The sequence below is a fragment of the Halomonas sp. R57-5 genome (assembly GCF_900070345.1).
Lineage (GTDB): Bacteria > Pseudomonadota > Gammaproteobacteria > Pseudomonadales > Halomonadaceae > Vreelandella > Vreelandella ventosae_B.
Genome location: NZ_LN813019.1, coordinates 858,696 through 884,662, shown reverse-complemented (window position 1 = coordinate 884,662; position 25,967 = coordinate 858,696). Strand labels below are relative to the sequence as shown.

General features: G+C 57.0%; 26 protein-coding genes. 13 read left to right on the top strand and 13 right to left on the bottom strand.

Annotated elements, in window-relative coordinates:
* Positions 1-5 precede the first annotated feature (5 nt).
* The 7 genes from HALO_RS03990 to speB all read right to left on the bottom strand — a co-directional run bounded on the left by HALO_RS03990 (position 6) and on the right by speB (position 7,642).
* Positions 6-1,478, bottom strand: a complete 1,473-nt coding sequence (locus HALO_RS03990; protein ID WP_050713085.1) for an aldehyde dehydrogenase family protein — start codon at positions 1,476-1,478, stop codon at positions 6-8.
* A 13-nt stretch (positions 1,479-1,491) separates the two neighbouring features.
* Complete coding sequence (locus HALO_RS03985; RefSeq protein ID WP_035580685.1) at positions 1,492-2,226, bottom strand: MBL fold metallo-hydrolase; 735 nt, start codon at positions 2,224-2,226, stop codon at positions 1,492-1,494.
* Positions 2,223-3,446 carry a purine-cytosine permease family protein gene (locus tag HALO_RS03980; protein ID WP_231896806.1) on the bottom strand — a complete coding sequence of 408 codons (1,224 nt, stop codon included), beginning with the start codon at positions 3,444-3,446 and terminating at the stop codon, positions 2,223-2,225. Before HALO_RS03980 ends, HALO_RS03985 begins: the two co-directional genes overlap by 4 nt.
* A complete protein-coding gene (locus HALO_RS23435; RefSeq protein ID WP_231896805.1) occupies positions 3,395-3,532 on the bottom strand; it encodes a hypothetical protein in 138 nt (45 codons plus the stop codon). Before HALO_RS23435 ends, HALO_RS03980 begins: the two co-directional genes overlap by 52 nt.
* Positions 3,522-5,195: a 5-guanidino-2-oxopentanoate decarboxylase gene (locus HALO_RS03975; RefSeq protein ID WP_231896804.1), complete on the bottom strand. Its 1,674-nt coding sequence runs from the start codon at positions 5,193-5,195 to the stop codon at positions 3,522-3,524. Before HALO_RS03975 ends, HALO_RS23435 begins: the two co-directional genes overlap by 11 nt.
* 10 nt (positions 5,196-5,205) lie before the next feature.
* Positions 5,206-6,588 (bottom strand): YjiH family protein, encoded by a 1,383-nt coding sequence (locus HALO_RS03970; protein ID WP_035580687.1) that lies wholly within the window; start codon positions 6,586-6,588, stop codon positions 5,206-5,208.
* A 103-nt stretch (positions 6,589-6,691) separates the two neighbouring features.
* Positions 6,692-7,642: an agmatinase gene (gene speB, locus HALO_RS03965; RefSeq protein ID WP_035580690.1), complete on the bottom strand. Its 951-nt coding sequence runs from the start codon at positions 7,640-7,642 to the stop codon at positions 6,692-6,694.
* A gap of 222 nt (positions 7,643-7,864) precedes the next feature.
* Between speB and HALO_RS03960 the strand changes: the two genes are divergently transcribed.
* From HALO_RS03960 to HALO_RS03925, 8 genes are all read left to right on the top strand, one after another.
* A complete protein-coding gene (locus HALO_RS03960) occupies positions 7,865-9,283 on the top strand; it encodes a sigma-54 interaction domain-containing protein (RefSeq protein WP_050713084.1) in 1,419 nt (472 codons plus the stop codon).
* Positions 9,284-9,396: 113 nt separating this feature from the next.
* Entirely contained in the window at positions 9,397-10,527 is a 1,131-nt protein-coding gene (locus HALO_RS03955) for an ABC transporter ATP-binding protein (protein ID WP_050713083.1), read from the top strand.
* Positions 10,528-10,556: 29 nt separating this feature from the next.
* Complete coding sequence (locus tag HALO_RS03950; RefSeq protein WP_050713082.1) at positions 10,557-11,837, top strand: ABC transporter substrate-binding protein; 1,281 nt, start codon at positions 10,557-10,559, stop codon at positions 11,835-11,837.
* A 62-nt stretch (positions 11,838-11,899) separates the two neighbouring features.
* A complete protein-coding gene (locus tag HALO_RS03945; RefSeq protein WP_035580701.1) occupies positions 11,900-12,784 on the top strand; it encodes a carbohydrate ABC transporter permease in 885 nt (294 codons plus the stop codon).
* A complete protein-coding gene (locus HALO_RS03940) occupies positions 12,781-13,623 on the top strand; it encodes a carbohydrate ABC transporter permease (RefSeq protein ID WP_050713081.1) in 843 nt (280 codons plus the stop codon). The genes HALO_RS03945 and HALO_RS03940 overlap by 4 nt, the downstream gene beginning before the upstream one ends.
* A gap of 64 nt (positions 13,624-13,687) precedes the next feature.
* On the top strand, positions 13,688-15,526 hold the full coding sequence (gene recQ, locus HALO_RS03935) for a DNA helicase RecQ (RefSeq protein WP_035580708.1): 1,839 nt from the start codon (positions 13,688-13,690) through the stop codon (positions 15,524-15,526).
* Between the two features lie 93 nt (positions 15,527-15,619).
* Positions 15,620-16,021: an MbcA/ParS/Xre antitoxin family protein gene (locus tag HALO_RS03930; RefSeq protein ID WP_050713080.1), complete on the top strand. Its 402-nt coding sequence runs from the start codon at positions 15,620-15,622 to the stop codon at positions 16,019-16,021.
* A complete protein-coding gene (locus HALO_RS03925; protein WP_050713079.1) occupies positions 16,018-16,698 on the top strand; it encodes an RES family NAD+ phosphorylase in 681 nt (226 codons plus the stop codon). Before HALO_RS03930 ends, HALO_RS03925 begins: the two co-directional genes overlap by 4 nt.
* A 16-nt stretch (positions 16,699-16,714) precedes the next feature.
* Here the strand turns inward: HALO_RS03925 and mtnA are convergent, their stop codons facing one another.
* Positions 16,715-17,740 (bottom strand): S-methyl-5-thioribose-1-phosphate isomerase, encoded by a 1,026-nt coding sequence (gene mtnA, locus HALO_RS03920; RefSeq protein ID WP_035580717.1) that lies wholly within the window; start codon positions 17,738-17,740, stop codon positions 16,715-16,717.
* Between the two features lie 102 nt (positions 17,741-17,842).
* Between mtnA and mtnB the strand changes: the two genes are divergently transcribed.
* Genes mtnB through HALO_RS03905 form a run of 3 tightly spaced genes read left to right on the top strand, consistent with a single transcriptional unit; the run spans position 17,843 to position 19,733 of the window.
* Positions 17,843-18,430 carry a methylthioribulose 1-phosphate dehydratase gene (gene mtnB, locus HALO_RS03915; protein ID WP_050713078.1) on the top strand — a complete coding sequence of 196 codons (588 nt, stop codon included), beginning with the start codon at positions 17,843-17,845 and terminating at the stop codon, positions 18,428-18,430.
* A gap of 56 nt (positions 18,431-18,486) precedes the next feature.
* Positions 18,487-19,173: an acireductone synthase gene (gene mtnC / locus HALO_RS03910; protein ID WP_035580720.1), complete on the top strand. Its 687-nt coding sequence runs from the start codon at positions 18,487-18,489 to the stop codon at positions 19,171-19,173.
* Between the two features lie 11 nt (positions 19,174-19,184).
* A complete protein-coding gene (locus HALO_RS03905; protein ID WP_035580722.1) occupies positions 19,185-19,733 on the top strand; it encodes a 1,2-dihydroxy-3-keto-5-methylthiopentene dioxygenase in 549 nt (182 codons plus the stop codon).
* Positions 19,734-19,888: 155 nt separating this feature from the next.
* Here the strand turns inward: HALO_RS03905 and mtnK are convergent, their stop codons facing one another.
* Positions 19,889-21,151 (bottom strand): S-methyl-5-thioribose kinase, encoded by a 1,263-nt coding sequence (gene mtnK, locus HALO_RS03900; RefSeq protein ID WP_050713077.1) that lies wholly within the window; start codon positions 21,149-21,151, stop codon positions 19,889-19,891.
* Positions 21,152-21,203: 52 nt separating this feature from the next.
* Positions 21,204-22,424 carry a GGDEF domain-containing protein gene (locus HALO_RS03895; RefSeq protein ID WP_231896803.1) on the bottom strand — a complete coding sequence of 407 codons (1,221 nt, stop codon included), beginning with the start codon at positions 22,422-22,424 and terminating at the stop codon, positions 21,204-21,206.
* Between the two features lie 223 nt (positions 22,425-22,647).
* Here HALO_RS03895 and HALO_RS03890 point away from each other — a divergent pair, with 223 nt between their 5' ends.
* Positions 22,648-22,932: a YrhK family protein gene (locus HALO_RS03890; RefSeq protein ID WP_050713075.1), complete on the top strand. Its 285-nt coding sequence runs from the start codon at positions 22,648-22,650 to the stop codon at positions 22,930-22,932.
* Between the two features lie 109 nt (positions 22,933-23,041).
* Here the strand turns inward: HALO_RS03890 and HALO_RS03885 are convergent, their stop codons facing one another.
* The 3 genes from HALO_RS03885 to HALO_RS03875 form a co-directional block, all read right to left on the bottom strand.
* Positions 23,042-23,308 carry a DksA/TraR family C4-type zinc finger protein gene (locus tag HALO_RS03885; protein WP_035580731.1) on the bottom strand — a complete coding sequence of 89 codons (267 nt, stop codon included), beginning with the start codon at positions 23,306-23,308 and terminating at the stop codon, positions 23,042-23,044.
* 113 nt (positions 23,309-23,421) lie between these two features.
* Positions 23,422-23,997, bottom strand: coding sequence for a YgjV family protein (locus tag HALO_RS03880; protein WP_035580734.1), 576 nt, complete (start codon positions 23,995-23,997; stop codon positions 23,422-23,424).
* A 77-nt stretch (positions 23,998-24,074) separates the two neighbouring features.
* On the bottom strand, positions 24,075-24,827 hold the full coding sequence (locus tag HALO_RS03875) for a DeoR/GlpR family DNA-binding transcription regulator (RefSeq protein WP_035538847.1): 753 nt from the start codon (positions 24,825-24,827) through the stop codon (positions 24,075-24,077).
* Positions 24,828-24,961: 134 nt separating this feature from the next.
* On the opposite strand from HALO_RS03875, the gene HALO_RS03870 reads away from it, so the two are divergent.
* Positions 24,962-25,966, top strand: a complete 1,005-nt coding sequence (locus HALO_RS03870) for an ABC transporter substrate-binding protein (RefSeq protein WP_050713074.1) — start codon at positions 24,962-24,964, stop codon at positions 25,964-25,966.
* Position 25,967 lies beyond the last annotated feature (1 nt).

Below are 25,967 nucleotides of genomic sequence, written 5' to 3'. Positions count from 1 at the left end.
AATCGTTAGGCAGGCCCAATCACATGCTTCACTTCCAGATAAGCACTTAGCCCCCAAGGGCCTAGTTCACGCCCAATGCCGCTGCGCTTGAAGCCGCCCCAGCCGGTTTCGGGGAGCACCAGCTGCTCGCTGTTGTACCAAATGCTGCCCGCTTTCAGTTGCCGCCCAATGCGTTTTGCCCGCTCGGGGTCGCCGCTAATCACCGTGGCTGCCAGACCAAAGACGCTGTCGTTGGCAAGCTGAACCGCCTCGGCTTCGCTTGCCACGCTGTGTCCGCAGAGCACCGGGCCAAAAATCTCTTCCTTCCACAAGCGGCTTTCCACCGGTACATCGCGATAAAGCGTGGGGGACAGGAAGTAGCCTTGAGCGGGCAACGTGCGGTGTTGCGCATCGCGCACGACCGTTAGCCCTTCCTGTTCGGCCAGATCCAGATAGCGCTGCACGGCGTCGCGCTGCTTGGCGCTGGTCAACGGTCCTAAATCCGTACCTTCGGCAACCGGGTCGCCCAGCGTCAGCGCATCCATACGCTCGGCAAGGGCTGTGTAGAGTGCTTCGGCCACGTCTTCGTGCACCAATAAACGCGAGGTCGCCGAACAGATTTGCCCGGCGTTGAAGTAGATACCGGCCATTACCCAGTCGGCGGCCTGGGCGGGGTCGGCGTCTTCCATCACCAGAATCGGTGACTTTCCGCCTAGTTCCAGAGAAACGCTGGCGGTACGGGCGCTTGCCGCTTGCATCACCGCTTCACCGACGCGGTTGCTGCCGGTAAAGGAAATTTTATCCACATCCGGATGGTTGGTCAGCGGTGCACCGATGCCCTCACCGTCGCCGTTTAGAAGGTTGAGCACCCCAGCAGGTAGGCCAATCTCTAGGGCTATTTCTGCCAGCACCCGCTCGGGGAGCGGCGTAACTTCGGACGGTTTAAGCACCGCGGCACAACCGGCCGCCAAGGCGGGCGCCAGCTTCCAGGCGCTGGTCACCAGCGGGAAATTCCACGGCGCAATCAGCCCTACCACGCCCACGGGGTCGTGATAGGTACGCGCCTCGACGCCTTCCATTTCCACACTGACCAATTCGCCCTGGCGGGCATCCAGTGCCTTGGCCTGCCCGGCGTAGTAGCGATAGCAGGCAATGGCATCGTCTAGATCGATCTCCGCTTCTGCAAGCGGCTTGCCGTTGTTGGTCGCTGAAAGCGTGATAATCGAGTCTCGGCGCGTTGCCAGTGCATCGGCAAACCCCTCAAGGTATTTAGCCCGTGCGGTTCCGCCCAGCGCCTGCCAGGCGGGCTGCGCCAGCTTTGCGGCTTTGACGGCGGCGTCGACATCCGCGGCGTCACCTGCCGTAACCTGGGCAATCCGCTCTTCGCGGAAAGGATTCATTACGTCGAGCAGGCGAGTGCCCGCCGAGGGCACCCATTGGTTGTTGATGAATTGGTGGTCAACAACCGAAGGGTAATCGGCCTGGGAGGTCATGGGCATAATCGTGGCTCCTTTAGAGGTCGTGTTGGCGAAGCCAATCATCGATGAGCGTTGTGAGATGCTGGCCGCTAAAGCTGGGGAAATGGCCGCCGTGGACGGTGCGGACGGGCAGCTTGCGCAGCCGCCGCATGCTGGCAGCGTAGTCGGTAAGATCGCTGTGCCAGAGGTCTTCAATGAGCGGGCCATCGTAAATCAGATCGCCCGAGATCAGCGTCTGGGTGGCCGCCTCCCACAGGGCGATGCCGCCGGGGGAGTGGCCCGGCGTATGGATCACCTCCCACTGACGGTTCCCCAAGTCCAGTATTTCGCCATCCGCCAGCGGGCACACCTGCTGCGGTGCCGTGATGCGGTAGCGCGTGTGCGAATAGGGTTCGGGAGGTAGCGCCTCAAACATGTCATCGCTGAGAAACTGGTCAGCCAGGGTGCTCGTGTTATCGGGTGAGGCCAGGATGTCCGCCTCAGCGGCATGCACATGGCAACAGCCAAACTCGTGGGCGGCGCCGATATGGTCAAAGTGCGTGTGGCTGGCAACCGCCAGCAGGTCACGCTCGGCAAGCTGCGCCACGTGCTGACGTAGCGGCACTGCGCCCAGCCCAAAGTCCACGACCATGCCGCGCTTGCTGCCCTGCACATGCCAGATATTGCAGCGATAAAACGGCTTGATCCACGGTTCATCCACTAGGGTGATACCGTCCGCCTTAGGGGTAGTACGGTACCATTGCTTTTCACTGATACGTTGAAGGCTCATGCAGCCACCCGTTTCCCGGCAACTGCCTTACTGACCACGAAATAGAGCGCGCCAGTGATCACGAATACCGGCAGCGACGCGCCAAAATCAAGTGGTGCGACCCAGTTCCAGTAGTAAGCCAGTAACGCCCCGACCGCGTAGCTGCCCAGCGCCAGCCAGTTGAAGGCGGGAAGGCTATGTTCAGCCTGTATCAGCTGTGCTGAGGTATAACGCTGGCGACCCAGCAGGTAGTAATCCACGATCATCAGCGAAAAGGCCGGAATAAAGACGCTGCCGATAATCAACAGAAAGGTCTGGAACTGATCGAGAATGCCAGGGATGAGCGCGCCCACCACCGATACCACGCCAATGATCAACGCCGGTTTCCAGAACGGCACATTGGGACGCACGCTCATGAATGAAAGCGTCGCGCTGTAGACGCACATCACGTTGGTGGTCAGCACCGAAAAGAAAATCACCAGGGCGGCGGGCAGGCCGAAACCGAAGCCGCTGAGCAGGGTCGTCGGGTCGTAGGTGGGCTCCATACCCACGCTGATTGACAGCGCTGACACCGTGGCGCCCAGGCCCATCGCTACCAGCGTTGCCACCACGTAGCCGCCCCAGGTGCCCACCACAGCGGCTTTTAGCGAGCGGCAGTGGCGGTTGTAGTCCGCCGCCAATGGAATCCAGGAAAAAGCCGTCGCGACCACAATATCGAACACCACGCCGCCGCCCAACACGCCTTCGGGTTCCAGCTGGGTGATGCTTGGCAGATCGTAATGGCGATTAAGCGCGAACAGCACCACCGCCGAGAGCCCCAGCATCAGCAAGGCCGCTATCTTCTCGACTTTCTCGATCCCCAGATGGCCACGCAGGGCAATCAGCACCACCAGTGATTCACAGATGACTGTGAAGAGCGCGACATTGGAGTAACCGGTCAGTCTTTCCACGGCGTAGTCCAGACTCATGCCGGCGAGCAGCGCCTGGATCCAGCTCCAGGCAATCAGCGCCAATAGATTCACCCAGGCGGGGAAATTAGCGCCTTTTCTGCCGAAGGTGCCCCGCGCCAGCACCATGGTGGTCATGCCGGTTTGCTGGCCCATCACCCCGATCAATACTAGCGGGATAATCCCTACCGCTGAACCGATCAATATCAGCAACATCGCATGCTGAAAGGTCAGGTCAGGGACTAAAAACATGCGGTCAGGATGGTGGTGACCACCACGTTGGCGCCGAGCCACAGGGCAAAGGTTCCCGGCAGCCCAAGGCTGTGTTCAACGTCGTCGGCAGATAGGGTGTCCTGGCCGAGCACATGGTTATTCTTCATTGTTATCTCCTGGTGACATCAGGTTTTTCTGCCAGGCAGTAGCGTCAATTTCGATCAGTAGAGGCCCGCTGGTTTCCCGGTTGGCGAGCGCCTTGGCAAGTTCCGCGGGGCTTTCTACCAGTACGCCGGGACAACCAAAGCCCTCGGCCAGGGKGAGGAAATTGGGCGCCTGAATATCCACGCCCAGGCGCGCCACACCGTTGGCATCCATATAGCGACGAATCTCTTCGTAACCAGCGTTATGCCACAGCACAATCACCACGGGCAGGCGCTCTTCTACGGCGGTGGCGATTTCCGAGAGCGKAAACATCACCCCGCCGTCCCCCMCCAGTGCCACCACCGGCAGATCCGCTCGCGCTAACTGTGCGCCCAACGCCGCCGGTAGACCATAGCCCAAGGTGCCGTAACCCGTTGAGGCATTGAAATAACGCCTGGGCGCGGGCTGGCTGACCAGGTGGTTGCCGGCGTATACCGGTGCGGTGGAGTCGCCCACTAGAATGGCATCAGGTAGGTGCTCGGCAAGCATTGCATACAGCGGCACAAAGTCGCTAAAGGCCGGATCGTTTTCCAGATTCAATGCGCTCAATACGGCAGCGGTTCGCTCAGTGCCTTGGCGCTTCAGCGGCTCGGAGAGGTGGTCAAGAAGAAGCTCAAGGCTACGCCCAGCGTCGCCGACTAAACCCAGGGTTACGCGCTGATTGCGCACCAACTGCTCTGGGTCGAGATCGATACGAATCAACGTGCCGTTGAGATGAAAGCCACCATCAAACACAACGTCGTAATCGGTCTCGCCAAGTTCGGTGCCCACCGCCAGAATCACATCGGCGTTGGCCGCCAGCTCACGCACCGCGGGCAACGCTGCATTGGCACCCAAATCCAGCGGGTGGTCACGGCCCAGCAGGCCTTTGGCGTTGATCGTGGTCACCGTGGGGGCATCTAGCTTGTCGACGAATGCTCGCGCTGCTTCTGGGGCTGAAACGCAGCCACCGCCTAATAGCACCAGGGGCTGTTTCGCCGCGTGTAACAAGCGAGCGGCTTCGGCAAGCCCTTCTGGATCAGGCGCGGCGCGGTAAAGCCTAGGCGCCTGCCAACTCACCGGCGCGTTCACCGGTGCATTGAACAGATCGATGGGAATTTCGATGTGCACCGGGCCCGGCCGCGCGCCGTTGAACACGGCAAAGGCGCGGGCCAGCACCTCGGGTAGCGTATTGGCGTTCAGCAGCGTGTGGCTGAACCTCGCCACGCCGCTGATCATCTGCTGCTGGCTGGGCAGCTCGTGCAGCCGCCCTTGGCCCATGCCCAGCGTATCGCGACGATTCACGCTGGAGATCACCAGCATGGGGATCGAGTCCGCCAGGGCCTGGCCCATGGCGGTCGCTATATTGGTCATCCCCGGCCCGGTGATAATCAGGCACACACCCGGCTGGCCGCTGGCCCGGGCATAGCCGTCGGCCATAAACCCTGCGCCCTGCTCATGGCGTGGCGTGACATGCCTCACATCGCTGCCTTCCAGGCCGCGGTAAAGCTCCACCGTGTGCACACCGGGGATACCGAACAAGGTACGCACCCCGTAAGTATCGCGCAGCAGGTGAATCAGCAGTTCGGCACAGGTCATCGTCGCTTGATTGCTCGTTACATCAGTATTCGTTGCATCAGCGTTCATTACAGGCCCCTTAGAAGAAAAACGTATGGGCCATAAAGGCAATGATCGGCAGCGTAATGGCCGTACGCAGCAGGAAGATGGCGACCAGCTCCCAGAGCTTAATAGGGATTTTCGACTTGAGCAGCAGTGCGCCAATTTCCGACATGTAGATCAACTGGGTGAGCGACAGGCAGGCAATCACAAAGCGGGTGAGTTCGCTTTCGATATTGGTCGCCAGCACCGCGGGCAGGAACATATCGGCAAAACCCACCAGAGTGGCAGGCGCCGCCGCCTCTGCTTCAGGAATCCGCAGCAGCTCAAGCACCGGTACCATGGGGTAGGAAAGCCAGGTAAATAGCGGGGTAAATTCCGCCAGAATCAGTGCCACCGTACCAATAGCAAAAACCAAGGGCAGTAAGCCGAGGAAAATATCCATCACGTTGAGGAGCGCCAAACGTGCCAGCTCACGGGGCCCAGGAGCTCCAGCGGCACGATTAGTGGCCTGAACCAAGCTGTAACGAAACAGGCCCACTTTTTCAGTGCGCTCTTCGCTCAACTGGCAGCCTACGGGCTCGTAATAGTCATTGGATTTGCGCGACAGCGGCGGCAGGCGAGGCACAATCACCGCAGCGATCAATCCGGACACCACCACCGTAAAGTAGAACTGCACAAACAGGTGGTTGATATCCACGAAGCTGGTAACGAGCAGCGCAAACGCAATCGACACCACGGAAAAATTGGTGGCAATCACCGAGGCTTCCCGGCGGTTATAGAATCCCTGCTCGTACTGCTGCGTGGTGATCAGCACGCCGACGGTGCCCGAGCCCATCCAGGAGGCAGTGGCATCGATGGCGCTGCGCCCCGGCAGGTTAAAAATCACCCGAAACGGCTTACGTACCATGCTGCCGATGAACTCCATAAAGCCAAACTCGACCAGAAACGGCAGCAGCAGCGCGGCAAAGAAAAAGAAGGTGAGCAGTACCGGCGCCAGGTCATTGAGCATCACGCCACCGGTAAAGGAAGCAGTCACGAACTCAGGCCCGAACTGAAAATAGGTCATCACAGCAAAAAGCGCGCCTAATACGCGCATCGCAAGCCACACCGGGCCAACATGAAACATTTCGTGCAGCATGCCCTTTTTGGCCCAGGAAGGGTTAGCTAGCTTGGTGTAAATCGTCGCTACCACCGACAGGCAGAGCACAACGACAGCAATGGCCGGCAGCGCCGAGCCCAGCAAAGCCTGCAGACTATCGGCCATGAGCCCCATGCCGATATTGATGGTATCGCCCACTTGAAAAGGGACGAGAAACAGCAGCACCCCAATTAGCGATGGAATGATAAATTTCAGTAAGTGCGCGCGGGGTATCGGTGCCGACGAGGTCGGCTGTTCCGATTTAACGTTGCTATACGACATAGGGGTCACCCATTGGAAGTGATTATTGGAGGTGGCTGGCGGCGTAGCTAGGTCAGTACTTTTTTATTTAGTCGCTATTTCTTTGTTAGCCATTTGGTCGGCGTCACTCGCTGTGTTTAACGCCCGGCAGTACGCAGAGCATTTCATACAGCAGCGTGGCGCCCATCAGCGCGGTGTTGCCGCTGGGATCATAAGGKGGTGACACTTCCACTAGATCGCCGCCGACAATATTCAGCCCAGCGGCACCGCGAACCAGCTCCAATCCTTGGGTAGAGGTCAGCCCGCCCATTTCCACCGTGCCGGTGCCGGGGGCAACAGAAGGATCCAGGCCGTCGATGTCGAAACTGATGTACACCGGAATATCGCCCATCTGCTCACGCACCTCGGCCATCAAGGGCGCTAGCGAGCGATACCAGCACTCTTCGGCGGGAACGACGCGAAAGCCCTGGTCGCGACACCAGTCAAAATCTTCAGCGGCATAGCCGGTACCGCGCAGTCCGATTTGCACTACCTTTCCATGGGCCAATAAGTCCTCCTCCTGGGCGCGACGAAACGGCGTGCCGTGGGCAATTGGCTCGCCGAACATGTGCTCATTGACATCGGCGTGGGCATCAATATGAATCAGCCCCACCGGGCCGTGTTTTTTGGCCATGGCGCGAAGAATTGGCAACGTCAGGGTGTGCTCCCCACCCAGGGTCAGCGGAATGCAATCGTGCTTGAGCACGTCGTCATAGAAGGCGGTGATGATGTCGACGCTTTTTGGCAGATGAAAGGTGTTGATAGGCACGTCGCCGATATCGGCCACCTGCAGACTTTCAAAGGGCGCTGCGCGGGTCGCCATGTTGTAGGGGCGCAGCATGCGCGACTCGTCGCGAATCTGGCGCGGCCCAAGCCGCGTACCGGGGCGGTTTGAAGTACCGATATCCATGGGAATACCGATAAATGCCGCATCCAGACCCTCGGCTGTCTCTTGGGTGGGCAGGCGCATCATGGTGGCAGGGCCTGCAAAGCGCGGCATGGTGTTGCCGCCCAGGGGCTGATTAAACTCCGACATACACATCTCCTATATTTTTTGGCGGTGAGCATGGTGTAGGTATTGGCCTAGCTCTTTTCACTACTCTTCTAAAGACATTGCACAGACCATGCCAAGTCGTAGATGCCTATAAAGTGGTGGGATTAGCGACCGAACGATGCAAAAATGAATCAGCCAGGTGCTTTTTTAATTCATTCTTGAATCAAAGATTCATAAATGAATCACTCAGAGGAGTCGGCTGCGATGAGTGAAATAGATAAACGCGTGCTGCGAACCATTGTGGAGACCGCAAACGACCACTTCTTTATCGTCAGTGGCGATGGGCAAATAGTCGATATTAGCCCAGGAGCCGAAGCGGTTTACGGGGTATCCAGAGAGGAGCTGCTCTCTAGCAGTGTGCAGCAACTGCAAGCGGCCGGGGTGCTCAAGCCCTCCATCACCATGGAAGTAATGCGCACCCGTCGGCCTGCGCAGATTATGCAGGTCACCGGCACGGGCCGCCGGGTGATCGCCGAAGCCTACCCTGTATTCGTCGACGGCAAGCTGGAGCGCATTATCAGCCGCTCGCGGGACTTAACCGACTTGCAGCTATTGCAGGACGAGTATGCGCTGCTACAAAAACGCTTTAGCGAACACTTAAAGCGCAGTCAGGCAGCGCCAGACGCGGAAGAGCAGGCGTTGGATGACGCCCTGGACAATTTGCAGGTGCGCAGCAGCGTGATGCGTGAAATTGCGCTACTGCTTAAGCGGGTCGCCCCTTCGGATGCCAACGTGCTGATGCTGGGTGAATCAGGTGTGGGTAAAACCGCCTTTGCCAAGCAGCTACACCGCTGGAGCCAGCGCTGTGACGGCCCCTTTATTGACGTTAACTGTGCGGCGATTCCAGAGAATCTGTTTGAGTCCGAGATGTTTGGCTACCAGCCCGGCGCTTTCAGCGGTGCCGCTCGCCAGGGCAAAGCCGGGCTGTTAGAGCAGGCCGAGGGCGGCACGCTGTTTTTGGATGAAATAGGCGAGCTGCCGCTGCTAATGCAAACCAAACTGCTCAAGGKGATCCAGGACGGTAGTTTGACCCGACTGGGTGACACCCGATCACGCAAGGTCAATTTTCGCTTGGTCGTGGCGACCAATCAGGATTTGGGCAAGCAAGTAGAGGCCGGACTTTTCCGTCTGGATCTTTACTACCGCCTCAATGTGATCCCGGTCACCCTGCCGCCGCTGCGTGACCGCCGGGAGGATATCCCCGACCTGGTTGAAGCGTGTTTAAACCGGCTCAACCAGCGCTATGGCCGGCAAAAAATTCTTGATACCCGCGTTTGGTCGACGCTGATGGGCAGCGAATGGCCGGGTAACGTCCGCGAGCTGGAGAACTGGCTAGAGAGAGCCTGGCTTTCCAGCCCCACCGATCAAATCGAGGAGCCCACCACACTCCCTCACGCCGAACAGCATCCGGCCAACTTGCCGAGCGCCTCGCCAGCAAGGTCGGCAGTAGCACTCGAGCCCCAGGAAACCCTCAAGCAATACCTAGCGCGGCTGGAGCGTGAAACGCTTGAAGAGCTGTGCAACACACTCCCCAGCACCTACGCCATTGCCGAGCGGCTGGGCATCAGCCAATCCAGCGTGGTGCGCAGGCTTCAGCGCTATGGCATCAAAGTCGCCAGGTGATTTTCTGCTTGACACAACGGCTGTCATCAACCATCCATGTAAGTGTCATGAAACGGCAACACCTTCAACACAAGCTGAACCAATAACAACCAACAGCCGGTGATGTGTGTGCTATGTCAAACCAATCGCGAATACGCTTAGAGGGCGTCACTAAACGTTGGGGCGCCTCTGCGGCTGTCGATGGTATCTCGTTTGATGTGACCCCAGGGCAGTTTGTCATTCTGCTCGGCCCTTCAGGCTGCGGTAAATCCACCACGCTTCGCATGATTGCAGGCTTGGAAGAAGCCAGCGACGGCCAAATTCATATTGGCGAACGCAACGTCACACGCCTGCCGCCCGGCGACCGTGGGCTAAGCATGGTATTTCAATCCTACGCCCTGTTTCCGCACTTAAGCGTTGCCGACAATATCGTGTTTGGCCTGCGCAGCCGCAAAGTTCCCAAAGATGAACAGCGCCAGCGACTGGCGAAAGTCGCCGAACTGGTCGATTTAACCGAGTACCTAGATCGCAAACCTGCCCAGCTTTCCGGCGGCCAACGCCAGCGGGTTGCTTTGGCGCGCTCGGTTATTTCCGAACACCCTATCTGCCTGATGGATGAACCGCTATCCAACCTCGACGCCCGGCTGCGCAGCGACATGCGCCGGGAAATCAAAGCATTACAGAACCGCCTGAATATGACGGTTATCTACGTTACCCACGACCAGGKGGAAGCCATGAGCATGGGCGATCGTGTGATTCTGATGCAGCATGGCAAAATCGTGCAGGACGGCACCCCAGACGAGCTCTATAACCGCCCCGCTAGCGCTTTTGCCGCTAGCTTTATTGGCAGCCCCGCGATGAACTTGCTACCACTCGTTAAAGGTGAACAGGGTGCCGTTATCGAAGGCGAACCGAGTACCCCCGTAGCCTCCTTGGATGCCGCTGGTGGCCACTTGGGCATCCGCCCGGAAGATGTCGAGCTGCGAATCGCACCCGGTTCCGGCGTACCCGCAAACGTATTAAGTGAAGAGTATCTGGGAGCGGACACCATTGCTTATGTCGCGGTGGGGTCGCACACCCTACGCGTGCGGCTTAGCGGCAAGCAGGCACTGACAGGCCAGCCATGCAGCCTCTATTGGACTTCAAAGAATACACACCTTTTCGATGCCGACGGCCTGCGGCGGGACGACCTGACACCGACCCCCTTACCCAGCTCATCTCGAAGCGTTCCTCGTCCACCGGCGGTGGGCTCTTTCCAACACTGACAGCAGTATTGACACTTGCGGAGTCTCTTATGCGTTTGCGTACCCCTTTTGCAATGACCGCCCTGGCAGCGGGCTTGTTAAGCGCCGCCCAGGTAAACGCGGATAGCGTCGATCTGACCATGTACTACCCGGTCGCGGTGGGCGGTGCTCTCACCGACGTCGTTGATAACCTGGTGGAAGAGTTTGAGAGCGAATACCCCGATATCAACGTGGAAGCGATCTACGCCGGTAACTACGACGACACCCGCGTGCGCGCCATGTCGGCAATGGAAGCGGGTGAAACGCCGCAACTGTCGGTCATGTTCTCCATCGATCTGTACGAGCTGATTGAGCAGAACGCCATCGTCGCCTTTGACGACCTGGTTGAAACCGATGAAGAGCGTGAATGGCTCGATGGCTTCTATCCAGGGCTGATGGAAAATGGCCAACTGGATGGCAAAACCTACGGCATCCCCTTCCAGCGCTCCACCATCGTACTGTTCTGGAACAAAGACGCCTTTGAAGCCGCCGGCCTAGACCCCGAAACACCCCCGGAAAMCTGGGAAGAGATGGCCGAGATGGCCGCGACCGTGCGCAAAGCCGCCAACGGCGAGCAGTGGGGCGTGATGGTGCCGTCGACTGGCTACCCCTACTGGATGTTCCAGGCCTTTGCCTTTCAGAACGGCCATCGGCTAATGAGCGAAGACGGCACCGAGGTCTACTTCGACGACCCCGCAGCGGTTGAAGCACTGGAGTACTGGGTGTCACTGGCCACCGAGCATAACGCCATGCCCGACGGCACCATCGAGTGGGGCACCCTGCGCCAGAACTTCCTTGAAGAGTCCACGGCAATGATGTGGCACACCACGGGCAACCTGACAGCCGTACGCAGCGAAGCCAATTTTGATTTTGGCGTCGCCATGCTGCCGATGAAAACCCAGCGCGGCAGCCCCACCGGCGGCGGAAACTTCTATATTTTTGAAGACGCCACTGAAGAAGAGCAGCGCGCAGCAATGACCTTTATTCGCTGGATGACAGACCCCGAGCGCGCAGCAGCTTGGTCAATTGAGACGGGCTATATGGGCGTTAGCCCCGCCGCTTATGAGACCGACGCGCTGCAAAGCTACGTGGAAGAGTTCGCGCCAGCAGCGGTCGCCCGCGACCAGCTTGAACACGGCACGGCGGAGCTTTCCACCTACCAGGGTGGCCGCATTCGCCGCGCCTTGGATAACGCCGTGCAGGCGGCATTAACCGGTCAAATGACGCCGCAAGAAGCGCTTAGTCAGGCGCAGCAAGAGGCCGACAGCGTGTTGCGCCGCTACGCCCGCTAATCGTTAGAATTTTACTCTTCGCCGGGGCATGCCCCGGCTTTTCCAACGTGCGGTACGTCTCTATGTCATTCACCAACCACCGCAAAATGCAGCTCTACGGCGCGCTTCTGCTGCTTCCCGCTGCGCTACTGCTGACGACGTTTGCTTATTTACCAACCGTTACCACGGTCATTAACAGCCTGTTTTTACCCGGCTTTCGCGGTGCACCCACTGAATTCGTAGGCCTTGAAAATTATCAGGTATTGTTCGATGACCCGACGTTTTGGAAAGTAGCCCGTAACAACTTAATCTACGCCGTCGGTACGATTCCTACGTCTATCGCGCTGGCCTTGGGTATGGCGCTGTTCGTCAATGGCAAGCTTCGCGGGCGGGGCTTTGTGCGCATGGCCTACTTTACGCCGACGATTCTACCCATGATCGCCGCGGCCAATATCTGGATGTTTTTCTACGCGCCGCAGATTGGCCTATTCAATAAACTGCTCGGCATGCTGGGCTTTTCCGGGGTGAACTGGCTGGGCGATCCCAGCGTTGCGTTAAGCTCGGTGATCGTGATGTCGGTGTGGAAAGAAGCCGGCTTTTTTATGATCTTCTACTTGGCGGCGCTACAGAGTATGCCACCAGAGTTAAAAGAGGCAGCTGACTTAGAAGGCACTAGTCGCTGGAGCTTCTTCTGGCGGGTCACCTTTCCGTTGCTGATGCCCACCACGCTATTTGTGCTGATCAATGCGCTAATCAATTCGGTGCGGGTAGTCGATCACCTATTTATCTTGACCAAGGGCGGGCCCAACAACGCCACCAACCTGCTGCTCTATTACGTCTACGAGAATGCGTTCTCGTTCTTTGACCGCACCACGGCTGCCACCATTACGGTGGTTATTCTACTGGTGCTCGCGGTAGTGGCCACGCTTAAGTTCACGATTTTAGATCGCAGGACGCACTATCAATGAAGTCGACTACTACCTATGCGCCCCGCTCCCGTTTCGTCTCAATTCCAGCGCTGGAAACAGTGGCCGCGTGGCTACTAGCGATTATTTGGATTTTTCCACTGCTGTATGCCTTTTGGGCTGCCTTCCACCCCAGCGAGTTTATGGTGAGCTTTGAGCTCTTCGCCCCGCTGACACTGGAGAACTTCACTAACGCCTGGTCTCAAGCGCCCTTTGCCCGCTACTACCTGAACACCTTTGCGCTGGTGACAGGGGTGGTGATCGGTCAGTTTGTGGTCTGTACCCTGGCAGCGTTTGCCTTTGCGCGCTTTCCGATTCCCGGCAAGAACATATTATTTATGCTGGTGCTGATTCAGCTCTTTGTGTTCCCCGAAGTGCTGATTGTCGAGAACTACCGCATCGCCAGTGAGCTGGGACTGATCAACACCATCACCGGGATTGGCCTGCCCTATGTGGCCAGCGCCTTGGGTATTTTTCTGCTCCGCCAAACCTTTAAAACCATCCCAAGGGAGCTGGAAGACGCCGCCCGCATCGAAGGCTGCAACTGGCTGGAAATTCTCTGGAAGGTCTACGTACCGCTAGCCAAGCCCACCTACCTTGCTTACGGGCTGGKCTCAATTAGTCACCATTGGAACAACTTTATCTGGCCGCTAGTAGTTACCAACTCGGTAGAGAGCCGCCCGTTAACGGTGGGGTTAGGCGTTTTCTCTGCGCCAGAAACTGGGGTTAACTGGGCCACCGTTAGCGCCGCCACGCTGTTAAGTATCGCCCCACTGCTCATTGCCTTTTTGCTTTTCCAGCGCCAGTTCGTGCAGTCGTTTTTAAGGGCCGGGATTCGCTAGGCTGACGCCCCTCACATTTTTCGTGCACAATTCTCTCTTAAGTATGAGACACGGGAGAGCATTGATGCACGGCGACACCCACCCAACAGCCCTGAAGGTGCTGCAGGAGGTATTTGGCTACGACAGCTTTCGCGACCCGCAGCAGGCTATCATTGAGCATGTAATTGCTGGTGGCGATGCGCTGGTATTGATGCCCACCGGCGGCGGCAAGTCGCTGTGCTATCAGATCCCAGCGCTACTGCGCGAAGGCACCGCGATTGTGATCTCACCGCTGATCGCGCTGATGCAGGATCAGGTAGCGGCACTTCAGCAGAACGGGGTCAAGGCGGCCTACCTGAACTCCAGCCTCGATTATCACGAGGCGGTCGATGTGGAAAACCGCCTGCGGGCGGGCGAGTTGGATCTTTTGTATGTCGCGCCCGAGCGGCTGGCCACGCCGCGTATGCAGATGCTGCTGGAGCAGACCCGGATTGCGCTGTTCGCCATTGATGAAGCCCACTGCGTCTCTCAGTGGGGCCACGATTTCCGCCCAGAGTATCGCCAGCTTTCCCAGCTTCACCAGCGCTTTCCCCAAGTGCCGCGCATCGCCCTCACGGCCACTGCCGATGTGCCCACCCGGGGCGATATCATGGAGCATCTGCAGCTCCAGGAGGCGGCGCTTTACAACAGCGGCTTTGACCGACCTAACATTCGCTACCATATCGCCGAGAATCAGGGTAACGCCAAGGAACAGCTGCTGCGCTTTATTCGCGAGCACCACGACGGCGAGGCGGGTATCGTCTACTGCCTTTCCCGGCGCAAGGTGGAGGAGACCGCCGCCTGGCTGGAGCGCCAGGGGCTGACGGCACTGCCCTACCACGCGGGGCTTCCCCCGGAGCAGCGCCAGCACCACCAGACCCGCTTTCTGCGTGAAGATGGCGTGGTCGTCGTGGCTACCATCGCCTTTGGCATGGGCATCGACAAGCCGGACGTGCGCTTTGTCGCCCACCTCAACCTGCCCAAGAGCATCGAAGCCTACTACCAGGAGACCGGCCGCGCCGGGCGCGACGGCCTGCCCGCCGATGCCTGGATGGCCTACGGCCTTCAAGACGTGATCACGCTGCGCCAGATGCAGCAGGACTCCAGCGCCGCTGACCATCAAAAGCGCATCGAACAGCAGAAGCTCGACGCCATGCTGGGACTATGTGAGATCATCAGTTGCCGTCGCCAGGCGCTTTTGCACTACTTTGGCGATCATCTGGACGCCCCCTGCGGCAACTGCGACAACTGCCTCACCCCACCCGAGACCTGGGAGGCCACCGTGGCGGCACAAAAGGCGCTCTCCTGTGTCTACCGCACCGAGCAGCGTTTCGGCGTGACCTATCTCGTGGACGTGCTACTAGGCAAAAGCAACGAGCGCATCACCCGCTTTGGCCACGACCGAATCAGCACCTACGGCATAGGCAAAGACCTCTCCGCCAGCGAGTGGAAAGCGCTCTTTCGCCAGCTGATTGCCAGCGGCTTTTTAAGCGTGGATATGGAGGGGCACGGCGGCATTAAGCTCACTGCCAATGCCAAGCCGGTGTTGCGCGGCGAGCAGAGCCTCACTCTGCGCAAGCCAAGCAACAAACCCAGCAAAGCCAAAACCGCGCGACGGGGAAGCAAAAGCGCTTCTGCGCCCCAGGGCCACGGCCCACTGTGGGAAGCCCTGCGCCAGCACCGCCGGGAACTGGCCGAAGCCCAGGGCGTACCAGCCTATGTGATTTTTCACGACGCCACCCTGGCTGCAATGGTCGAGCAGAAACCCCAAAGCCTAGCGGCACTAGGCGCGATCTCCGGCATCGGCGCGCGCAAATTGACGGATTACGGCGAGGGCTTTCTGGATGTCATTCTGACGCATCAGGAAACCGAGCAAAGCAGTTGAACCAGCGCACCGGGGATAAAAAAGCTCAAATGGTCGATATTTTCAAAATTCGCTCACTTGGCGTAATCTATACATAAGTGAGGAGGACAATAGATGGCTATTCAACACAAAACCGCCGACAAACGCCGCGAAATGGGAGCCGCTGCGATGCGCACCTACCCCAACATTTCACACGCATGGGGTTTGAAAGAGAACGAAGCCGCTCTGCTACTCGGGGTGCCTGATTCCACCTATCGGCGTTGGAAGCAGGCACCAGAGAATGCCCGCCTGGATGCTAATCATCTGGAGCGGATGTCGTTGATTCTCGGCATCTACAAAGCACTGCATATACTGTTGCCCAATAAAGAAGCGGCTAACAGTTGGTTGCAGCGAGCCAACCGTAACCCTCTTTTTGCTGGCCACACACCAATGGAGCGTCTGTTAAATGGACACGTCTCCGMCCTCTACGTTGTTCGCCAGCATTTAGATGCAGCGCGTGGTGGGGGGCATGCGTGACATTCCCGTTGAGCAACGTTACGTGGCGGCCCAGTTACCGCGTTATTCCCTCGCGTTTCCCTCCCATTGATTTATTCGAAGGCGTCAACAGCAACGCTGATGACTGGGACTTACTCAATGAGCTGGAGGGTGAAACCTCCGCAAGGCTACGTGAGGAAGCGGGAGCTATTCACTTGGTTCGTGATGACGACCGTCGCTACGGCCCCGGCTGGACGCCCGTCATGGCGGCCTTCAGCCACTTCCCCGCGACCGGTTCGCGTTTTAGCGATGGCACCTTTGGCGCCTACTACTGCGCACTCMCCGAAGCCACCGCCATTGCCGAAACCGTTTACCACGCAGAGCGCTTTATGGGGGAGTCAAACGAACCGCCCATGATGCTTCAGCAGCGTGTTTATCTGTCAGATTTAACGGGCCAACTAATTGATTTACGCCGACAGGATGCGGCCCAAACGCTTCTCAGACCGGATAGCTGGGCAGCTGGGCAAACCTTGGGGAGAAAAGCCTGGGAGGAACACACGGACGGCATCGTTTACCCTAGCGTTCGAGACCCTGAAGGCGAGTGTGCCGCTGTGCTACGGCCGCCCGTGCTCTCCGCCACAAGGCAAGGACGGCATCTTGGCTATGACTGGGATGGTCAGCATATCCGCCATGTCTATGAGCTAACGCTATTGGGCTAGCGATTAACTTTCGCTCCTAATTTTCGCCGCGCCTCAGGCAGTGTTCGCCGCGTGCTATCGCGGCGGCATCAAATACGCCGGTATCCAACACCCAAGCCGTCACGAGCTTGGCGGGAGTGACGTCAAAGGCCGGGTTCCATACCGGTGCATTATCGGGTGCCCAGGTAACCTCACCAAAGGCACCAGCGACGCCGCGGATCTCAGCGGGGTCGCGCTGTTCAATAGGAATGTCCGCACCAGTAGCACAAGCGGGATCAACCGTAGTGTAGGGAGCCACCACATAGAACGGCACCTGGTGGTAGTGAGCGATCACCGCCAGCATGTAAGTACCCACTTTATTGGCAAAGTCGCCGTTGGCGCAGATACGGTCGGCGCCCACCATCACTTTGTCGACTTTCCCTGCTGCCATTAGGCTGGCGGCCATGCTGTCGGTAATTAGCTGGTAGGGAATGCCCAGGTCGGCCATTTCCCAGGCGGTTAAGCGGCCACCTTGGAGCAGCGGACGGGTTTCATCCACAAACACATGCAGCTCTACACCGCGCTGCTTGGCCACTGCCAGCGCACCAATGGCCGTACCCACCCCGGCGGTGGCCAGGGCGCCAGTGTTGCAGTGGGTCAGCACACGGTCACCCGTTTTCAGCAAGTCAGCGCCCCGCTCAGCCATGCGTTGGCACAGCGCACGGTCTTCTGCAAACAGTTCAGCGGCACGTTCGGCCAGGGCGTTGGCGCCTTGCTCAAAGCAGGCTTCCATGGCATCCAGGCAGTACATTAAGTTAACTGCGGTGGGACGCGTGGCGCGTAAGCGATCACTTACCAACTGCCAATCATTTTGTGGATGGCGAGCGGCGTATTGGGCCAGCACGAAAGCGGCGCTCAAACCAATCAACGGCGCGCCGCGAATCGCTAAGCTTTTCACCGCTACCTGCCACTCTTCTGGCGAGTCACAGCGCACCCACTGCTCCGCCTGGGGCAGTTGGGTTTGATCCAAATACTCAAGGTGGTCGGCATAGATCCGCAAACTGCGTGATTGAAGATGAGGCATCGATGGACTCCTTGAGCACTTGATCGGAACAGCTACACGGCTTATCAGCCGCGAAGCTTATCATATAGAATGGCTGCCACTAGAAGAGGCGACGCAGATCCTATGATGACGCTACAAACTGAACTGCTGGCCGCCATTTCATGGGCGGCGCAGCAAGGCTGGACGCCAGCCACTGGCGGTAATTTTTCCGCCCGTACCGAGGCGGGCTATCTTGTCACCGCTTCTGGCCGGGATAAAACCCGCATTCAGGCCGATGACCTGCTGCTGTGTGACCTTGATGGCAAAGTGCTTGAAGGCAACGGCAAGCCTAGCGCAGAGAGTGACCTGCATGCCGCGCTCTACCGCTTGGACAGTACCATTACCTGCGTGTTGCATACCCATACGGTAGCCAGCACGGTACTCTCGCGTCGCTTCCCCCAGGGCATCGAGCTAAGCGGCTTTGAGATGCAAAAGGCGCTAGCGGGCAACGTTACCCACGACGCTACCATTACGTTACCGGTGGTGCCCAACGCCCAGGATATGGAAGAACTGGCCGAGCACGTGCGCAGCGGCTGGCCAATGCCCTGGGGCTTTTTGGTCGCAGGGCACGGCATTTATGCCGTGGGCGATAGTATTGCCAGCTGTCGCCGCCACCTGGAAGCGATTGAGTTTTTACTTGCCTGTGTTCTTGAAGAGAGTCGCTGGTCTTAAATGAGCAGTCTTAAATGAGCAGTCTTAAATGAGTAGCCTTAAATGAGTAGCCTTAAATGAGTAATTCAACTGTTCGCGCCATTGTGACCGATATTGAAGGCACCACCACGGATATTAACTTCGTTCATAAGGTGCTGTTTCCCTACGCCCACGCCAAGCTGCCCGACTTCTTACGCGCTAATGCAGAAACCCCAGCCGTCGCCGAGCAGATCGACGCCGTGCGCAGTGAAATGGGTGCCCCTGATGCCACGCTGGAAGCAATCATTGCGCAGTTACTACATTGGATCGAGACTGACCAAAAAGTAACTCCGCTGAAAGCACTGCAAGGTATGGTGTGGGCCGATGGCTACCAGCGCGGCGACTTTAAAGGCCATCTCTATAGCGATGTAGCCCCTGCCCTGCGTCAGTGGAAGGACTCGGGCAAGGCGCTGTACGTTTATTCGTCGGGCTCAGTACAGGCCCAAAAACTGCTGTTTGGTTACAGCGATGAGGGTGATTTAACGCCGCTGTTTAGCGGCTACTTCGATACCCATATTGGCCATAAGCGCGAGGCTACTGCCTATCAGCGTATTGTCGCCGAGCTTGACCTGCCGCCAGCAGCGGTGCTGTTCTTGTCGGACGTGGTCGAAGAACTGGACGCCGCCAAACAGGCAGGCATGCAAACCCTGCAGTTGGTGCGCGAAGGTACCCAGCCTGGCAACACCCATGCTTGCGTTACTCGCTTTGATGAAATTGCGCTTTAGGAGAGCTTACGATGTCGCAACTGAAAGTATTTGCTGATCAAAACCCTAACGATGCCCTGATCGACACCACTGACGGCGAGCAGATTACTACTGAGCTAAACAAGGTGGGTGTGCTTTTTGAGCGCTGGGCCACGCCAGGCGAGATTGCCGCTGATGCCACCCAGGAAGATATCTTGACGCTTTATCAGCAAGATATCGACCGGGTAAAAGCCAAGGACGGCTACCAAACCGTCGACGTGCTGCACATGGTGCCTACACATCCAGAAAAAGAGGCCATGCGTCAAAAGTTCTTGAACGAGCACCGTCACCACGAAGATGAAGTGCGCTTCTTCGTCAAAGGTCAGGGGCTGTTCTGCCTGCACATTGAAGACAAGGTGTATCAGGTTCTATGTACCCGCAACGACCTGATTAGCGTACCGGCTAACACCCCTCACTGGTTCGATATGGGCCCAGCGCCAGAATTCACCGCGCTACGTTTCTTCGACAACGTGGAAGGCTGGGTGCCCCACTGGACCGAAAGCGATATCGCCGGGAAGTTTGATCGCCTGGATCAGCTTTAAATAGTTCTGCTGTAAGCCTAGGCAGGGCCGGAACAAACCTACGCGGGGGCGCTGTAAACCCATCCCTGGGCGCTACTTTCGCCATCCATGGCGAAAGACCCCCGCTACGGCTTGTTCCGGCCCTGCCTGCTCGTTCTAACTCTCCTGTAAACCGCTTACAGCACCTCTTGCTGGTTATAAGCCCTGGCTAAATCCGCCAGCGCGGCAAGATCGCTGTAGGCTTCCGGCTCCATAATCAGCGTTTGACCCATCAGCACATTGCGCGCTTCAAGCTTGGCGCGCAGTCCAGTGTCTTCTATCTCTTCAAAGTCGGCGTTGTGGGCCAGTGATAAAACACGGCGGTGCATTTCGATGCCGCAGTAGGCCAGCGCATCCAGGCGGATCTCTTCAAGCAGCGCATCACAAGCGTCGTCGGCGCTATTGCCCTGCTCTTCAAACAGCGATTTGGGAAATAGAATGCCCGTCCGCTCGGTTTGCCACAGGTTGCGGAACTCGGCATCAAAGTGGCTAAAGCACGCCTCGATCACATCAAGAATCCACGCCTGATACTCATCAAGCTCACCTTCTTGTCGGTGAGCAGGCTGGCTGAAGKAGGCCATCAGAAAGTTGGCCACCGCCATACCCAGGTCAAAAGCCATCGGCCCGTACTGAGAAAACTCGGGGTCAATGACCCGCACGTCGGTATCAGTGGCCATAATCGAGCCGGAGTGCAAATCACCGTGCAGCATGGTTTCCGTGTTCGCGGTGAACTTCATCAACAGCCGCTGCACTTTGGCTTTTAACCGCGCATTACGACGCAGCTCATCTACCACCGGCGAAAGCTCCGGCGTGTGATGGTTCATTTCGGCGCCGTAATAGGGGTCGGTAAACACCAGCGATTCGGTGATGGCAGGAATTGCTACGTTGCCGGAGAACAGCCCCACATCCGCTTTTTTCTCAGGGCTGCTCAGCGAAAGCTCCGAGCCTCTAAATGCCGTGCGTGCGCAGAATTGGCCGATGGTTTCGCCAAGTTGAGCGACTCGCTCTCCGTTGATTAACTTGCGGCGCAAAATAGTGTGGGGGTGCAAATACTCCATCACAAACAGCGCCTGGGGTTTATCGAAGTAGTAGACCTCAGGGGCTATTCCCGGCGCCCGCTTGGCTTGGCGAATCAAAGCGTAGTATTCAAAGTGGGCGCGATAGATCGGTAGCGGCCAGCTTTCGCCCACCATGCGAACATAGGGAAGCGCCTGCTTAACCACTACACTGCCCACGTCACCGGAAACAATAAACACCAGGTTGAGATTGCCGTCACCTACTTCGCGAATCTCCCAGTTGGCGGGTTCACCGCCCACTCGACTAGCCACCGCCTCAATACCACCCAATCGCTCGGATAGGGTGTCGACGCTGAGTGCGCGGTAATGTTGATCAATCTCCAAAGGTCATCCCTCACAGAATGTTTAAATGTATTATTGGCCGCACTGCCCGCAACTATCGTGCTGATACACCTAAGCCACCAACAGCGTCATCAGAGRAGGGTGAATCAACCAAACTAGCCTCTCTGATACGGTTGCGGCCCTGCCGTTTAGCTTCATAAAGCGCTTCATCCGCTTTTAACAGCAAGTCGGCGGGTGTAAGGCCTACTGTGGGGCGTAGCACCGCAACACCAACACTAATGGTAACAATGCTATGCGCCGAGACACCGTGGTTAGGAATCCCTAAGGCTTCCACACTGCACCGTATTCGCTCTGCCGCTGGTTTTGCCGCCTCAGGTGTTGCATTGGTCATCAGAACTAAAAACTCTTCGCCGCCAAAGCGTACGACTAAATCGGAATCACGGCTATTGGCCTGCATAGCTTTTGCCACTTGCCGTAAACAGACATCACCTTGGGGATGTCCATAGTAGTCGTTGTAAGCTTTGAAATGGTCGATATCGATAACCATCAGCCCTAAACAGAGGCCTTTATCGGCAGCCTCCTGCCACCGGATAGGCAAAACTGCGTCGAACTGGCGTCGATTGGCAAGATTCGTTAAGGAATCGGTGACCGACATCCGCGTCAACTTTTGATTGTCTTGTAAGTAATAGCCCGCCCGGAGCTTTTCTTTCAACACATGCAGGTAAGAGGTTCGCTCGCTCTGCTCGAAGCGATAGTTTGCCACCAAGGTAAATAGCGCCTGAGCGATGATAGTAAACATCGCTAGCCGTTTCACCTCTGGCGGCATTGGTTCATAAGGTAAAACAAAAACCAATATTATTAATATGCTAATAGCGGATGACACACAGGCATAGCTAAACCGTAATGAGTAAACAATATTACCCACCAATAAAATAAGGCCGAAAGAGAAAACATCCAGGTAAGAGTAAGGAACGGTGGATTCCGCAACTATCAAACATGAAATCACCGTTGCAACGATTACTGTACTCGCCATTAATGTTTCACGTTGCGCTGCTGACACCCCACGGGAAACCCACCACAGGATCGGCAAACCAAAAGGCAGCATCACCCCAACCCTTAACATAAGCGCCGTGGTGAAAGTATCCGGTCGGAAGCTGTAGTCGTTAATCAAAAACAAGCAGTAGATGACCACCGATATCAGCCCCGACACTACCATCTGACGACTGCGCTGGCGCTGAGTATCAGCTTCAAAACGCGCTTCCACTTGATCAGCAAAACGTAACCGCCCAAACCCTCTTCCCAACTCGCTTTCCACCGCTGTCAGCAGCGTGTCATTGACCATTACTCGCCCTCAATGCCTTACCCAATTACTCACGGCTTTCATGCATCATTAATAAACACCAGAAGCCAACCATCATGTTCGAGTACGACGATAGTGTGCCACAATAACATTTAGTTAAAATGAATCTTGGTGTAAATTTTAAACAAAAACTTACCCAAACTTTCATTAAATGACCATTCAAAAAAGGAGGCTTACGATGCAGCGCCAACAGAATCCGGTGACTAACGACTGGACTTTCATCATTGGGCATCGTGAGTTAGTAGTGCATCAACGCTATGAAGTGTTGAGCATGATCAACGATTTCATGCTGGGCATTTGGTTTACGATCGGCAGTATCTGCTTTTTTTACCAGGGTGCCGTACAAACCGTCGGCGTGTGGTTATTTGTGATTGGCAGCATCCAACTGCTGATTCGTCCGGCGATTCGTCTTCACCGCTATGTCTATTTTAAGCAGTTGCCGGACACAGACCAGGATGCTTAGACGTACAAGGCTTAGCATTGGCAGCTTCAGCTAACGTTTGAAGAGACATCACTTTTTCAGTAATGCCTGTATTAACGAGGCGCATTAAATCCGTGAAATACAAGCCCGTTCACCGTAGCTGGCTATCTTTACTACCACGACGGTTATAGCCACTAAAGGCCGACTGTTTTTTGTCTAGCTCACCCTGACACACCACGCACAGMCGAACGCCCGGAATCGCTTTACGGCGCGGCTCCGGAATGGGGTCGCCACACTCCTCACAAGTCTCAAGACTTTCGCCACGAGGTAGTTGGCTACGAGCACGCTGCACCGCATCTTCCAGTGTGCTCTCCATCTGCTCTTGTTCGGCGCCATCTTTCGCCCATCCACCTGCCATGGTCACCTATCTCCCTTATGTTCAAAAAATTGCTCAAAAACAAATGTTCAAAGACAATCTTAAAGCATAGCAGTAACGCCAGTGGTTAACGCAGAATGCACAGAGCTAAGGTGTTAGGCCTGACCGTCTTTGGTTATAGCACCAGGCTCCTCTCCCCCCTCAAACACATCAGGATATTTTCGCTTGGCCCGCACTAAGCGAATAATGGTGATGATGTTGGTGACGACGATCAGCCCTTCTGCAACAGTACCGCCGATCGTGCCAATTAGCAGGTTGTTCAGCATCCAGGCGAAGGCAGCCAGCCCCAAAAAAAACCGCATGGCAATGCCGCGCATTAGAAACATGCCAACGGTTCCCAGTACCATGGCCGCCACCGGCAGAATATCTACCCAGCTTTGCCACGTGAAGGCTGCAGCGATACCGCTGGCCAGCAAGACGCCAGTCATCACGGCCTTACTTCCCAAATAACGGCGAGCCAGAACAATCCGCACTATCACCAAAACCGTTAGCGCGGCCGCTGTCCAGCTCTCGAAGAATACGAACTGCAGCGCAAAAGCCACATTGGCGGAAATCAGTAACACCAAGAGGCGATCGTCGTTTTTACTGGCAAAGGCCACTACGCATATCACCAGAGCCACCAAACCACAGAGCTGACCAGCCAGGGCACTATGGCTTAGGTTGTCTAACATTAATAACGCTCCTCTTTTGTATGCTGTCGTTTTTAAAAGCTGCCGTTAGCCCCATACTGGCACAGTTAGCGTTCGCCCTAACCCAGAAACCGAACGCCTTGGGCGGCCAACGGGCTGCGAAGCTTATCTGGCAGCGGCACATCGGTCACCACGGCATCATAATCACCCAGTTGACCCGCGGCGCAGCGTAGTGGCAGGTCGAACTTGGTTTTATCCAGCACTAACACGCGATAACCGGCATGGGCCAACAGCGCCTCTCGGGCCATCACTTCGTCGTCGTTGTAGTCATAAAGCTGGCCATGGCTATCCATTCCCCCCACCGACACAATCCCCACATCGGCACGGTAGCGTTGAAAAAAGCGCCAGGCATCGCCGCCAATCACATCCTGATCACGACGACGCACTCGTCCACCCGCCACCACTAACTCACACTTCAACTGGCACAGCTTAATCAGCGCATGCAGGTTATTGGTCATGATATGCAGGCCTTGCTTATCACTCAGCGCATCGGCCAGCTGCTCAACCGTGGTGCCCGTGCCTAAGAACAGTGCTTGATGATCCTGTACCAAGCTCGCTGCCCGCGCCGCAATCTGACGTTTACCCGCCACGTTCACAATCTGACGCTGGTCGTAGCCGATATTTTCCTGCTCGGGAAACGGCAGCACCTCACCTTGGCGGCGCAGCACCAGACCTTTATCGGCCAGGTGTCGAATATCCCCACGCAGGGTTTGCACAGAAACCCCAAACTCGCCTGCCAGGCTGTCTACCGACTGGCGCCCTTGTGAGTGGATTCGCTGTAACAGCTGTTGTCGMCGTTCGAACTGGCGCATAACCCCTCTCGGCACAACGAAAGCAAAAAGTGCAGCAAACGAAAGCCACAAAATGTTGAACGAAAGCATAGTGTCACTTTGTTGTAAGCAGATGACAGTAGCTTAGGTGGGGTTCACTCACTGGAGGTTTACCCATGTTGAAGCGCCCCCTGTTATCTATTCCGACATCTGCCCTTACTACTGCCGTCGCGGTAGCCAGCTTTTCCCTTTCGGCTCAGGTAGCGGCGAACGAAACGCTAACGCTCTACACCAGCCAGCCCAATAGCGATGCACAGCAAACCGTTGACGCCTTTGAAGCAGCCTATCCCGATATTGAAGTGGAGTGGGTACGCGACGGTACCACGCGCTTGATGACACGGCTGCGCTCGGAGCTTTCAGCCGGGGTGAGCAACCCTGACGTGCTGCTGATTGCCGACAGCATGACCATGGAATCACTCAAGCAAGAAGGCCATTTACAGCCTTACCTAAGCGATGAGCGCCAAGCCTATGACGCTGACCTGTATGACCCAGAAGGCTACTACTACGGCACTAAGCTGATCACCACCGGGATTGTCTATAACATCGGCGCCGAGCATCAGCCGCAAAGTTGGCAAGACCTGCTGGGGCCTGACTACGAAGGGTTGGTCACTATGCCCAGCCCGCTCTACTCCGGCGCGGCTCTGATCCATATGGCGGCGATTAGTGCCAACCCAGAATTAGGCGCCGAATACTACGACGCCCTGCACGACAATCGCACCGAAGCACAAGGTGGCAATGGTGGCGTATTTAACGCCGTGGCCGCGGGCACCAAGCCCTACGGCATCGTGGTGGACTTCCTGCCGATTCGTGAAGCCGCCAAAGGCTCGCCGGTCGAATTCGTGTTTCCGGAAGAGGGCGTGAGCGCGGTAACCGAGCCGGTCGCTATTATGCAGGGCGCAGAGAATGTCGATGCCGCGCAAAAGTTTGTTGATTTCGTGCTTTCCCAGCAGGGCCAGGAMCTGGTCAGCCAGCAGGGCTACCTGCCTGCCCACAACGACGTCGCCCCACCGGAAGGCTTTCCCGAGCGCGATAGCATTACCCTGATGCCGGTTGATACCGAGCAGGCATTGGCGCAGGAAGAAGAACTCAAACAGCGTTTTAGCGACCTCTTCGGCGGGTAAT